The organism is uncultured Aquimarina sp., from assembly GCF_947492115.1.
Classification (GTDB): domain Bacteria; phylum Bacteroidota; class Bacteroidia; order Flavobacteriales; family Flavobacteriaceae; genus Aquimarina.
The window spans coordinates 42,765-56,092 of the sequence record NZ_CANLMM010000012.1 but is presented as its reverse complement, the minus strand read 5'-3'; the positions used below and the strand labels follow the sequence as shown (position 1 = coordinate 56,092).

10 protein-coding genes are annotated in these 13,328 nt (G+C 33.8%); 2 read left to right on the top strand and 8 right to left on the bottom strand.

Features of this window, described 5'->3' with window-relative positions:
- Positions 1 to 24 precede the first annotated feature (24 nt).
- Both Q1A73_RS22895 and Q1A73_RS22890 read right to left on the bottom strand, forming a co-directional pair.
- Positions 25 to 1,020, bottom strand: a complete 996-nt coding sequence (locus tag Q1A73_RS22895) for a type IX secretion system membrane protein PorP/SprF (protein WP_299610658.1) — start codon at positions 1,018 to 1,020, stop codon at positions 25 to 27.
- A 32-nt stretch (positions 1,021 to 1,052) separates the two neighbouring features.
- The gene (locus Q1A73_RS22890; protein ID WP_299610655.1) at positions 1,053 to 5,444 is read right to left on the bottom strand and encodes a T9SS type B sorting domain-containing protein; all 4,392 of its coding nucleotides are present in this window, start codon (positions 5,442 to 5,444) and stop codon (positions 1,053 to 1,055) included.
- Between the two features lie 502 nt (positions 5,445 to 5,946).
- Here Q1A73_RS22890 and Q1A73_RS22885 point away from each other — a divergent pair.
- Complete coding sequence (locus tag Q1A73_RS22885) at positions 5,947 to 6,594, top strand: SPOR domain-containing protein (RefSeq protein ID WP_299610652.1); 648 nt, start codon at positions 5,947 to 5,949, stop codon at positions 6,592 to 6,594.
- Positions 6,595 to 6,671: 77 nt separating this feature from the next.
- Here the strand turns inward: Q1A73_RS22885 and Q1A73_RS22880 are convergent, their stop codons facing one another.
- The 5 genes from Q1A73_RS22880 to yiaA all read right to left on the bottom strand — a co-directional run bounded on the left by Q1A73_RS22880 (position 6,672) and on the right by yiaA (position 10,117).
- A complete protein-coding gene (locus tag Q1A73_RS22880; RefSeq protein WP_299610649.1) occupies positions 6,672 to 7,016 on the bottom strand; it encodes a DUF6515 family protein in 345 nt (114 codons plus the stop codon).
- A 74-nt stretch (positions 7,017 to 7,090) separates the two neighbouring features.
- Entirely contained in the window at positions 7,091 to 7,642 is a 552-nt protein-coding gene (locus Q1A73_RS22875; RefSeq protein WP_299610647.1) for a GDYXXLXY domain-containing protein, read from the bottom strand.
- Between the two features lie 116 nt (positions 7,643 to 7,758).
- Positions 7,759 to 9,042 carry a DUF2157 domain-containing protein gene (locus tag Q1A73_RS22870; protein WP_299610645.1) on the bottom strand — a complete coding sequence of 428 codons (1,284 nt, stop codon included), beginning with the start codon at positions 9,040 to 9,042 and terminating at the stop codon, positions 7,759 to 7,761.
- A gap of 14 nt (positions 9,043 to 9,056) precedes the next feature.
- Positions 9,057 to 9,527, bottom strand: a complete 471-nt coding sequence (locus Q1A73_RS22865; protein ID WP_299610643.1) for a hypothetical protein — start codon at positions 9,525 to 9,527, stop codon at positions 9,057 to 9,059.
- A 113-nt stretch (positions 9,528 to 9,640) separates the two neighbouring features.
- Positions 9,641 to 10,117 carry an inner membrane protein YiaA gene (yiaA, locus tag Q1A73_RS22860; protein WP_299610641.1) on the bottom strand — a complete coding sequence of 159 codons (477 nt, stop codon included), beginning with the start codon at positions 10,115 to 10,117 and terminating at the stop codon, positions 9,641 to 9,643.
- 176 nt (positions 10,118 to 10,293) lie between these two features.
- Between yiaA and Q1A73_RS22855 the strand changes: the two genes are divergently transcribed.
- Entirely contained in the window at positions 10,294 to 11,781 is a 1,488-nt protein-coding gene (locus Q1A73_RS22855) for a hypothetical protein (RefSeq protein ID WP_299610639.1), read from the top strand.
- Between the two features lie 17 nt (positions 11,782 to 11,798).
- Here the strand turns inward: Q1A73_RS22855 and Q1A73_RS22850 are convergent, their stop codons facing one another.
- Complete coding sequence (locus Q1A73_RS22850; protein WP_299610636.1) at positions 11,799 to 13,094, bottom strand: hypothetical protein; 1,296 nt, start codon at positions 13,092 to 13,094, stop codon at positions 11,799 to 11,801.
- Between the last annotated feature and the right edge of the window lie 234 nt (positions 13,095 to 13,328).

Genomic DNA, 13,328 nt, shown 5'->3' with positions numbered 1-13,328 from the left:
TAGAACCTACTCAAGTATAAGCCATTACTCCACCCAAGGACAGTAGCAAGCATATTTCTTTTCTCTACAAGAAAAATCAATTCCCAATGTAATTTGGTGAAAACCACCACTATTAAAAGTAACTGGATTCGATTGGTATGAATACGTATAGGCAAACATGAACTTTCCATAATTAACACCTATAAAAGGGGTTACAAAATTCAGTGTTTGACTTCTTATTTCTTCACCTTCTACAAAGTCTATAGAATCAAAACTTCTTCTATAAGACAATCCTCCCCATAGTTTTCCAAAACTTAGATCGCTATATACTTTTAAATTAAAATCAATAGTGGACTGGGAAACTCCATCTCTATGTGAAAATAAAATAGAAGGTTCATAAGAGAATGTCTTTCCAGGACGGTCAATAACGTATCCCACCGAAACTAAATAATTCCTTAAGTTATTGGTTACCTGCAAATCATTGTTTACCCCAGAATTTTTCAAAAGGTTTTTTACGGTTACGTGCGTGTAGAAATTATATAAATTATACGAAAATCCAGCATCTATGTTAAACTCGCTTTCGCTTATTGACCCAGGTCCAACTAAAGGATCATTCGGATCAAATCTTGTTTGATCTAGTCTGTATTGGATGATACCAGCACTTAATCCAAAAGAAAGTTGATTCAGATCTACTTCACTTCTAGAAAACATTAAATGATGCGCATATGTCACATACCCTCCTGTTTGAGAAGAAAATCCATTTTTATCATTGTAAACAATAGCTCCTATTCCAGATTGAGAATCTCCAATTCTACCATTATAGGCAGCAGTATATAATCCTGGACTGTCTTCTTCTCCAAGCCAATTTCTACGACCAGTTAATCTTACCTGAGAACAATTGGATGCTCCTGCCATTGATGGGTGTAACAAATAATAATTATCCGTAAGATAATCCGAATATATGGACAACCCTTCCTGAGCTACTCCAATTTTCATAACGAATAAGACTACTATTACTATATATATTTTTGTAAGTTTCATTTTTTTTATTTTGAAAGAAGAAAAAGCTCCTATTATCGTTTTAATGTAAAGTGTCTTCTAAAGGTTGCTGAACCATCTTTAAACTCTGCGACAAACCAATAGTCTGTTGCTGGCATAGGTCTTCCAGCATACGTTCCATCCCATTGATTATCATTGTTTAGCTGTTGCAAAAGTTTCCCGTATCGATCAAAAATATAAATATCCATTTCTGGTGTATCTGCATCACCAATCACTCCCCATTGATCATTTCTTCCATCATTATTAGGTGTAAAGAAAGTAGGAAAACCTACTACGAAAATAGAAGCAGTAATAGAACCACAGCCATTAACATCTATCGCAGTTACTTCGTGTAATCCTGGAAGCACATTGTTAAATACATTACTACTCTGTGGACTACCGCCATCTAAAATATATTCATACGTACTATCCCCTACAACTGTGGCCGTAATATTAGTGCTATCCGAAAAATCTCCAGATGAAAGATCTAAATCCATGCTCTGTGGATCATTTATTCCTGTGATGATTACTTCTGAAGTTGCTGTACACATGGACACTACATCAGTATAGGTAACAGTATATGTTCCCGCTTCTGAAGCATCGTATGCAGATTGTGTAGCTCCAGGAATTACTGTTCCTTCAAAACTCCATTCAAACGAAAATTCATTATCATTCAATTCCGTATCTATCAAAAAAGAAGTAAATGTAATTGGACCTGCACAGATAATCCCGGATTCTAGTTCTAGCTCTTCAAGATCTACGATCTCTACAAAAAATGCTACTTCATTCTCACAACCGTTTGTATCCACTTCTCTTAAAAAGACAGTTTGGCTAACCTGAATTACATCTCCTGCGTTAAGTTGTGTTCCGCTACCATTAGAACTGGTATAATATGCCTGTCCACTTTGCACCGCCGGCAACACATAACTATCGCAAAAACGATCTCCAGTATTTACAGGAGCTATCGGATTAGGTAAAGGATTAATGGTAATATCCAGTTGTTCTTCATCGAAACAATTTGGGGTTGTTCCCGTTTCGGCATACACATATATTACTTGAGTTGTAGATATAATGTCCCCCGCATTAAGTTGAGTACCGCCTCCATTCACTGCCGTAAAATAATTCCCCACAGATAATGTAGGCAACACATAAGATTCACATGCATTTACAGGATCCATAGGATCTACCACTGGAATATCCAGAATATCATACGTTACTTCTATTTGACTACTTACACAGTTTTCCGCAATATCCAACGCTTCTACGCGATAAATATAGTTTCCAACTGCGGTATCCGTAGGTGTGTATGTAGTACTATTCATAATCAGCGAATTCCCATTCGAATCATACCAATTTGCTGTTTGACCAGCCAACACATCTACAGATAATGTTGGTGTGGGAGAACCAACACATATACTCTCGTTAGTTGGATTTGTAGGCTCAGCTATTGTTGGACAACTACAATCTGGTGCTGTAACCACTAGCGTTTCCTCACAAGCAGTATTAGCAGGATTCATAGCTATTACAATAAGATCAACTCCCGCTGTAACACCTGTTATCATTGAATTAGCAACATCCACAACGCCTTCATTCGGTGGGTCTGTAGAAATATCCCAAGTACCATTGGTAGTAAATGAAATATTATAAGTTGCTCGGTCAGCAGCACAAGTAGTGGTTCCTAAAGCTAAAGTTGGCACCGTACTAATTGTTACTGTTATTACAGCTGTATCTGTACATCCATTACTAGAAACTGTATAGGTGTAATCTCCAGCCATATTTGCATCTGCAGAGATGGTTCCATCAGGAATAACTGTAGCCATAGGATCGGTCCAAACACCACCTGCATCTTCTCCTGTTAGCTCATCAAACAAATTGATAATTGTGGTATCTCCTTCACATAATGCGACTGGTTCTGGAGGCGTATCATTCGGTTCCCCAGCCTCTGGAGCAGCAGTTACAGTAATCACAACATCTACCAAGTCACTGGTGCACATCGCAACTGGTTCATAAGCTTCTACTCTAAATGTATTATCTCCAATAGCTAATTCAGCTTGCTCTGGTGTAAATGTATCTGTATTTTGAGCTCTGGCAATTGGTGTACCATCTGCTAAATACCATCTACCTTCCAAGCCTGGCCCAAGAGTTACCGTAATGGATGGTAAAGGAGACGCATCGATACAAGTAACCACAGGAGTTGTTGGAACAATAGGCTCATCAATATCAGGACACTGACATGAACTATCAATAGTTACATCTATCAAATATCTTATTGGCGGACAACCAGCAGACAAGGTGGGAAGTGTATAAATATATACTCCATCTAAAATACCAGCAATTGTCGGATCCAGCGTTCCTAAATGACCTCCAGTCAGAGCAGTTCCACCTGTTGGCACACTCCAAGTCCCAGTGGTTAGAGTTCCCATTGGTAACTCATCAAATAAATTCCTAGGATCACAAACGGTTATTGCTAAAGAACCTAGATCCACATCTCCTATTTCTTCTCTCCAATCTCTTTCATCTGTTAAAGGGTTATGATTATTTGGAAAATCTGTCGGAAGGGTACCTCCATTACTTGGGTTCGTATCCGATGTTAATCTATCCAGCACTATTGTATCAAAAGCATCATCCAATCCATCACCATCACTGTCTGATCCACCAGGAATAGTATCCGGCACTCCATCTTGATCAAGATCGTAAGCTTCGATAATATCTTCTAAACAATCACCAGATACAGGATCCGAATTTGTATCTATATAATCGGGATCGGCAGTTGTATTCGTATTTACAGGAACAATTGCAGTACCATTAGTATCATAACTATCATCTACTCCATTAAAATCTCCATCTACTGTACTAGGAGCAACGTAAGTAGCAGTTAATTGCGCTTCGATATTATCAATAATACCATCATTATCGGAATCAATATCCAAGAAATTTTCATTTGAGTCACTATCAGAATTGATTACATTATGAACTACCGTAGTAGAAGTTCCATCAGCATTAATAGCTCCGTCAAAACGACCATCTCCATTAGCATCTGCAGCAGCATTTCCAGATTCTACAATATCGTAGATCCCGTCATTATCTGCATCTAAATCTTGTGAATTCGGGATACCGTCTCTATCAAAATCACATCCGGTTGTCGAAAGAAAAATATTATCAATTCCAATATCATTACCATTCCCATCTGTTCCTTGCCTATTAATTACTCTAATCGTTACTACATTCACGGTTGGATCAGGTATAAAAGAATTTTGAACTAAAATCCAATTGTCCGTTCCGTTAGGAATTTCCCCTGAGTTCTGAGAAAAAATAGCTACCCCTGTAGTTTGATCCACAACCTCTATCGTAAGATTTGCAGGCAATTCTCCTACATTATTATTTAAACCTGCAATAGACATACTGAAATCATATTCAATTCCTGGCGTAACAGGAAGGTTTTCTGCTACAAAAACTGGTCTGTCTGCAAATACACTAGATTTCATATTAATGGCAAGATATCTTCCATCGACATCTCCATTTGCATCGACTTCTCCTATAAGATCTGTAGAAAGGAATGTTGCGTCAAAACCTCCGGCGGTTCTAAAATAAGTAGAAGTAGCTACGTTATATTCTCCATCATTGGAAGTATCTTGTGGTAAGGTTGGATTATAAGTTAACCCTAGTCCTTCGGAATATCTACTTCTCGTTGGACCACCAAAACCAAAATCTTCTTCTAACACGAAAATAGGAGTTGTTGTTGTTGCTGTACAAAACCCATCCTCGACCGAATCTGGAATCCCATCATTATCATCATCATTATCTGTGGTATTCGGAATTCCATCATTATCTGCATCATTATCACCACAAGGTTTTACGGTGATAATAGCACTCACTGCAGGACAAGCACCTCCATTATCTATGGTATAAGTAAAAGATCCTCCATTAGGATCTGCTGTATCATATGTACCTGTACCATTACTCCAGGTTCCTCCTGGATCTGGACCTCCATCTAGTTCATCAAAAAGGTTAATAATTCCTGTTCTACCGCATAAAAACATTGTAGTATTAAGACCTGGATTTGGAATATCTTCCACGGTAATCACTACATTAGCCGTAACCGTACCACTTGGTCCTCCGTTTACTCTTACCGTATAGGTTGTAGTTTCTCGTGGTGTATCTCTATGAAATGAGCAAGAACCATCTGCACTTGGAAACGAACAGTTTTTAATAAATGTAGGATTGGTACTTTTCTCCCATTGGACATTATAATTACTCCCTCCACCAGAAGGAGTTGGGGGATCTATTGCTAAGTTAAGTTGTAATTCAGTACCCTGGCAGATCGTTTTTGCAGTTAGACCGTCATCTGTTTCAAAAGTTACTGTTTGGGAGTAACTAAAAACACACAAAAACAAGGCTACACCAGTAAAAAGTAGCTTACGTATCATAATTGAAGGAATTTATTGAGTGGGTTATAATAAAAGTATCCTTAACCAGTACGCTTGGTAGCACGCAATAAATGTTATCCTTAAAAAATGAAGTAATAGCATTAATAAACACTAAAAGGTCTATATGTAAATATATCCTCGTATTCACGTTGGTTAAGTTTTATAAATAGCAAATATGACCGTATTCTATTTTCGACTTAGGGTGGGTGGATTGTAAAAATAGAATACCGAAAAAGTAATAACGTTTCAATACTCATTATATTTCCAGATTTTACAAGTATTCGATATGATGTAATTAAATGACGGTATGCGTATCACAAAATCAAAAAGTCGTGCTTTTTTAAAGAAAAAATCTTACAATTTTAAACTGTTTTTTCTTAGAAATACTCTTCAAAAACGTTGGTATTCTCACAATTATTTGCTCTGGACACAAAGCAGTACTCAGCCTCAATTACGGTTTATCAGTAATTTAATTTTTGCATAAAGTAATAATCACCTATATTTGAAGACATTAAAACCACGACTCATGCCTTATATCAGTGATGATGAACTACTAGACTTTCAGGTTCAGATAGATGATGCTAAAGAAGAAAAAAGAGTAACTAACTATGCTCATACAAAAGCTCTTAAAGAAGAACAGGAAAACACTCGAAAATTTAAAATAGCCACGATTATTCTTGGATTTGTTGCTCTTTTAGGAGTAGCAGGTACTATTTACTTTATGCAGTTTAATACTTCTGACAGTGTAATTCCTAAAAGTGAAGCAAAAGCACAAACAGATATTCTTAATAATAAAATTGCAGAATTAGAAGACACTATCAAAAACCTATCTATGGATCAGGAGATCAATGCTTCTGACGAAGGTTCGGATACTCAAGAAGAAAAAGAGAAAGCTTCGCTTCAAAATGAATTAGTATATGCCGTACAGATAGGTGCTTTTGAAAAGAAAGATCTATCTATGTATTCTGATAAATTTGTGAATTTTAGAGAAATCAAAGCAGGTAGTTTCAACAAATATGCTCTTGGTAATTTTGCTTCATTAGCAGAAGCTAAAAAGTTTAGAAGAGAAATTGTGCGCCTAGGATTTAGAGGAGCTTTTATTGCTTCTTACCGAAACGGTGAACGTATAAAAATTGAAGAAGCGTGGTAATAAAAAAACCTTGAGGTCTCACACAAAACCTCAAGGAATCTTACTTAACTAAACTAACCAACTCAACTTTTCATATACTATACATTTACTACTACATAGTTCCTTCCGGTTCTTTTATAGTAAACACCTTTATATCTATAATACTTTACTCCTCGAACTTTTACTACTCTGTATCCAGTAGGTAATGTTTTTACTCTCACTCCAACTGGAGCGGCAACGGCAACATACCTTCTATTCTTTTTAACATACCAGACACCACCACTTCGATAGTACTTTACATTTTTATGAACTACAACTCTTGGATTATGTACTTTGGTTACCACCACTTTGTTTGCTGGACGTACGCGTACAGTTGTAGCACAAGATGTTGTAAATACTAATAATAAAAGCCCGAATACCGATGTTTTAAATAATGTCTTCATAATTCTCTACTTTTTCGTTTTCAATATTATGACCATCATTTTTTAAAAAGGTTTAATTCCCTATTCATTTTTTTTTATTTTTCCACATATTCCTGAATAGGCATATCGTTTATGTACACATCCTTAAGAACAGCTTCATCGTCCTTTATATACACCAAAGCATATACATTAGCAGGCAAACTATCTCTATTTGCCTTGGTATAAGCAACCTCTGCATCATACGCTTTGGTTTCTTCCATATAAAATGTATTAAAAGGCAAATGAAAATTCACTTTGTTATCATAATAATAACTTACTCTTGCAGTCACATAATCTTTTGAAATCTCCAAAGGTTCTTTACTTATTTGTGAAATTTCAGCAAAACCCTGTTCATCGTTTTTGAGATAGATATATATTTCCTCACCTACTACATACGTGGAATCCTTTGTTTCGAAATGATCCATTTCATATTGTAGGGTTATATATTTTCCTCTAAACGGATCTGTAGGATCGATAGGTCGGGTTTTGAATTTATACGCAACTCCAGACATTAACGTATCTTCTTTATCAACAATCATATGCAATGGAACAAAGATTTGTGCTAATGCAACGATCACAAAGAGTATGAATAAATAAATAATTTTCATCTTATTATATTTTAGTTTTTTTTCAAGTGTTAGATAGAATTTACCAATAATCATTTCCTCTTATGAGGTAATTTTAAAATTCCCGAGGTACGCTTCATATATTTACTTTTCAACTTTTACACAGTTTGGCTTTTTCGTTGCTTTTTCAGCATAAGGTAATTGGTAAAGAAAAAACCAGCTCCTACAATGACAAACAACAGCCCTCTAATCACAAAACTCATATCAGTGTCGAAAAACCTGCAAATAATAAGAATGGAAACGATCAACAATCCATAATTAAGAATTCCAAAATTCAACTTATCAGATCCAATCTTAATTGCACTTATTCCTAAGATGAATACCAAAATATTTGTACAGATCATAGCGATAAAAGGATTCGTTGCCACTAAAAAGAATAACATACAAAAAAGTATAAATGACACCTGAAAAAGATTGACAGATTGCACTCCTTTTTTAATAATGGTGTAACACAGGAACAATACTGCTATTACTCCAAAAAAGCATGAAATGTAGAATTCCTGAGAATGATATACCCATGTATCAAAAAGCTCTTCCCAAGGCCATTTAAAGGTGAATATCATGAGAAGGGTTATTGTTCCTAGAGAACCTAGTATTAAGAATCCATTTCTAAGCGTTCTTATTTTTTGAAAAGCTGGTAATTTCCCAATATTATAAAATATTCCGAACAGCGTAACATACATTACAAATCCCAATTCACTGTTATTACTAATAAACGCTCCTAAACCAACCATAAAACTAGCGGGCAATATCCAATTAAAAATAGTAGTTGTGTTTGTAGTAATGTGTTTTCTAACCTGCAACCAATAGTGCAGAAGTACTCCAAGAACAAATAAAATATAGAACCAAGGAATATTATTACTTCTATAACTCCATATCCCTACCTCTGCAGCATAATACGTACCTAGGAGAATAACTAATAATCCTACTGCATGAGAACGGAGTAGATATAAAAGTGGAAGACAAAGCAATGTCCAGGTTTTTAAGAAATCACCTAAATCTCCAGAAATATTATATATCTGACTTACGAGAGATATGCTTGCTCCTACTGCAAAAAACAAAAAGGTTCCGGAAGCTTCTTTCCAAGTACGACTTTTATCCTTTAGAATAGAATACCCTGCAATCAATTGCCCTAAAAATAATGGTACAAATGCCAATATGGTTTTGGTCATTCTGGAAAAATCATCCCAATTATGTGCTAGCATAAGTATAATTCCAGAACCTATTAATAGAGAACCGAAAATACCAAATATGGTAAATAACTTGTTTGGTTGCCTACGCCTTTTTTGATCATAGTATTCTGATATCTTATTAGATATATCTTCAGAAATCACCTGATCTGCAACTAGCTGTTGTAATTCTTTTTGAAATTTAAGACTCATGATAGATTTAATAATTAATGTCTTTTAATTTTTGTGCCTATTACTTGAAAAACTAGAGGTAGAAAAGACAGTCCAAGTAAAGTAAACATTTGTCTTTTTACACTTTGAAACATTAGAATATTGTATTTATTGATAAAAACTAATGGAACCTCAATACCACTTATATAAAAACGGTAAAATAGCCATACTCCTCCTACATTACTTTTATAGTTAAGAGTATTAGGAGACTTAATAAGACAGAATAACCAAAACGCAACACTTATCATTATAATTAACAAATAGCTAACATATAGCTCTTTGTTGTTCTTTTTAGCTAATATATAACCTGTTAAGACATATAAGAACATGATAGTGAAAAAGTGAAATCCAGCAAAAATTTCCCGCCCTAACTCACTTTGAAATATTTCATAAAACCATGTCAATCCGAATACAGAAATGAAAAAAATAACAAAGTGAAAAATTGATACTTTAAGAAAAGTTTCCATATTAATACCTCTTTACTTCAAAAAAAGACAGCCACAGCGTTGTAGCTGCCTTCTCTAATCATCAAAACAAGGAGCCACACAATAGTGACTCCTCCTTTTGATTGAATTTCCAATTATAACTCCCTGTTTTCTATGAATTTTTTATCTCGTGTATTCTTTTGTACTGCAATTGCTGCGAACAAACTAAGTGTAAATGACATTCCGTAGAACCCTTTTTCACTTAGATCCAGATCAGCATTCCATAATCCGATAATTAATAAGATAATCGAAGCCAAAGCAGCAAACCAACTGATCCCATAATAGATCTCCGTTACTTGCACTCCTTCTAGCTTATCTCGCACATTTTTCTGTACGGATACTGCGGAGAATAAACCAAATAAAAGAATGGTAAAGTAATACCCTTTTTCGTTAAGAGCCATTTCTGCATTCCAAAGACCGGTACAGAAAGACACCATTCCTGCTAATAATGCCACCCATGAAGCGCCAATAAAAGCTGGGGTTGGTTTTTGATCATATACTTTTGTTTCGTGTTTTTCGATGTTTTCGTTTACGATTTCTTCTGTTACATCGTTACTAAACTTGTAGTCCATAATAATTGATTTTGATGATTAATTATTTCAATTGTTTGTTTTGAACAGGACAAATTTGCAACCTCTACCTCAGCTTCTCAATTCAATTTTTACAAAAAACTTACGATATATTTTTAAAATATTATCTATTTAATCAATATTTACAGTATTTTTAAATCATTATTACTTACGATATAATGAACACTTTATCTTCTATAATTGCGACTTTATCTAGTGAAGAGAAACAAAGTTTTATTCAGCATCTAAAACATAAAAACAAAAGAAACGACACCAAGAACATTCAACTATTTAAACTATTAGATAAGTTTCCAGAACAAAAAGATATAGACATAAGGTTATATGGAAAAAGTGCAAAAGGTGCTTTTCATGCACTCTGCAAGAGATTACACGATAGTTTGATTGATTTTATTGCTGTTAAAAGTTTTGACAGTGAGACTTCAGAAGAAATGGAAATTTTTAAACTAGTGTTGGCGAGTAGAATCTTTTTTGAACAAAAGCAATATAAAATAGCTTTAAAAACCATAAAAAAAGCAGAATCAAAAGCACAAGCCTTTGATCTTTTTAGCTTTTTGCATGAGATTCATTATACCAGAATCCAATATGCTCATGTAGATCCCAATACTCCTCTAGAAACTTTAATTGAAAATTTTAGAAAAAACCAAAACCTACTAAGACAAGAAGAAAATCTAAATCTTTTTTATGCAGATATTCAGGATAAACTTTTGAAAAACAACATTAATATATCTCAAGAGATACATAAATCGTTAGATAAGTTCGACATCTCTATCACAGGAGACATAACATTTAGATCTCTTTACAAACTTTTAGAGATCATAAATCAAGCAGCAAATCTAACACGTAACTTCTATTCCGTTCTTTCTTTTGTAGAAACTACCTATCAACAAATTGAATCCAAAGAACAACTTACAGACAAACATCTGTTCTACCATATACAGATTTTATATTATGTTGCTAATTCTTATTTTAGGAATAAAAACTTCTCTGTTTCCGAAAAGTATCTGTTACTGATGGAACAGCAAATGGAGAAACAAAAAAAGAAATATTTCAAAAGATTTTTTCCTCAATTACTATTGTTAAAAACTTTAAATTACAATTATACAGGTAATGCTACTAAAGCAGTTGCATCGTTAGAAGCTTTTAATTTTCAGAAGACTAAAGACCAAACTTCTTACATTTTAGATCTAAAATTAACATTAGTCGTATTTTATTTTCAACAATCAAAATTTAAAGAAGCACTAAGGCTACTTAATCAATTACATCATAGTGATACCTGGTATACCGAAAAAGCTGGTATCATTTGGGTAGTACAAAAGAACCTAACCGAAATATTACTGCACATAGAACTGGATCATCTGGACTTGGTAGAGTCTCGAACCAAAAGTTTTAGAAAAAAACACCGATCTTACTTGGTAAATAATAACGAAAATCGTGCTCTTGAGTTTTTATCTCTTGCCACTAGCTTCTATTTTAACCCTGAAACTATTCATTCCGAAGAATTACTATTTAAAATAGAACATACATTAATCCACAAAAGTGCAGATCAGGAAGATATTTTTGTAATGAGTTTTTATGCCTGGTTAAAAGCTAAAGTATTGAAATTGGATTTATACGAAACCACTTTACAAGTTGTTCATCAGTCTTAGCATATATTACTCTATCCCTAATATTGCTTTTTAGATTTTATAAACTTATCTAATACTAAAATAAATAAAACTGGTAGCATCCACTGATGGTAAATAAGATATCTGGGAATACTATGTTGTACCACACAGATCAGTAATATATTACTAAAAGTAAGCGATATGCATACAAAAGCAAATAATGCTAATTTCTCTTTATAGCGATAGTATAGATATAAAGATCCTATTAAAACTAAGAGAGATAACCAAATCATATAAAACCCGCCAAAAGCATGTGCTACATTTTTGTAAAACAGATCTGCGCATTTCCAAAAGTTATCTATAACGAGAGGTAGCCACATACTCACTAGCATCTTATCATTAGCAATTAATGCATCGTGAGAATCTGGATCAGAAGGCATTAAAAACTTTCTTCCTTCTATAGAAAACACTCCATAGGATATGTTTACAAAATTATAGTCAAAATAATGAAACACATTATCATTTAAAGGAACATAAAAATCATCTAATAGCTTGCGATCATAGGCAATTGCATACATCTTTTTATAATATTCCTGAGTCTTGGTATCTTCATAAAGCCTGTAATCTGCTTCATCAGCGACAAAGAAAGGCATGATCATTATCTGAAGCCCTGTACTCGAAATGTTTATATATTTCCCTTGAACGATATAGTTAAAAGTTTTTTGGGATAACGACACAAAAACAGGCAAACATAATAAAAGTATGATGACAGATACATACCGCTTAAAGTTTTTAGTCTGATACCATTTGTAGAGAAATATCATTAACAAAACAGGAATGATAAAGAAAAACTGCGTTCGAATGAGCAGCATTAAAAAAATACTAATCAGTAAAAAGAAAACATCTTTTTTATTGTTACCCAAAAGAAACCGGATTAAAAAAGCTGTTATAACTAAAAAACCAGGGTAAGCTAAACCTTGCGTCACTATTCTATTTACCGTTAAAAATTCTGGAATTACTATTGGAGCTAGTAAAATAACATCTAAAAAGAATAACCATCGTTTATCAACTTTAAAAAACCTTTTGATCGTCTTAATAAGATAAATACAAGAGACAAAACCGATTACTAATTGTACACCTACAACAATCGGAAAGTATATATCCTCTCCAAATATTTTTCTAAAAACAAAAAGAAAAGTACCATATCCAGGAGGTGTGATCAAGGAAAGCCCCACATAACTACTAGTATCTGGTTCTACCACTACCCCAACCCAAATCACATAGATGCTTATGAGTATATACAGTAATACTCTTAAAAAAGATTTGGAAAAAATGTGTGATATATAATTAATCATAATTTGGGATTAAAAGTAATGTAAATATTCTAGTTAGCACAAAACTTCACACACCTAACTGATGATCAAAACAATACAAACAGAACTGTCATTTCATTTTTAAAAAACCACATTTTATATTTTAACAGTAAATAGTTTACGTCTTACCAATAAGGGGTAGATTCCCTTAAAATGTATATTTGAAGTAATAGTATTTTAACATTTTTAACAAATACCTTTAATCCTGTTTTTTAT

What these genes read in the sequence shown, in the direction of transcription:
- yiaA (WP_299610641.1), bottom strand. Translation starts at nt 10,117, where the DNA reads ATGGACTACAAGTTTAGTAACGATGTAACAGAAGAAATCGTAAACGAA.
- Q1A73_RS22875 (WP_299610647.1), bottom strand. Translation starts at nt 7,642, where the DNA reads ATGAAAATTATTTATTTATTCATACTCTTTGTGATCGTTGCATTAGCA.
- Q1A73_RS22870 (WP_299610645.1), bottom strand. Translation starts at nt 9,042, where the DNA reads ATGAGTCTTAAATTTCAAAAAGAATTACAACAGCTAGTTGCAGATCAG.
- Q1A73_RS22865 (WP_299610643.1), bottom strand. Translation starts at nt 9,527, where the DNA reads ATGGAAACTTTTCTTAAAGTATCAATTTTTCACTTTGTTATTTTTTTC.
- Q1A73_RS22895 (WP_299610658.1), bottom strand. Translation starts at nt 1,020, where the DNA reads ATGAAACTTACAAAAATATATATAGTAATAGTAGTCTTATTCGTTATG.
- Q1A73_RS22880 (WP_299610649.1), bottom strand. Translation starts at nt 7,016, where the DNA reads ATGAAGACATTATTTAAAACATCGGTATTCGGGCTTTTATTATTAGTA.
- Q1A73_RS22890 (WP_299610655.1), bottom strand. Translation starts at nt 5,444, where the DNA reads ATGATACGTAAGCTACTTTTTACTGGTGTAGCCTTGTTTTTGTGTGTT.
- Q1A73_RS22855 (WP_299610639.1), top strand. Translation starts at nt 10,294, where the DNA reads ATGAACACTTTATCTTCTATAATTGCGACTTTATCTAGTGAAGAGAAA.
- Q1A73_RS22850 (WP_299610636.1), bottom strand. Translation starts at nt 13,094, where the DNA reads ATGATTAATTATATATCACACATTTTTTCCAAATCTTTTTTAAGAGTA.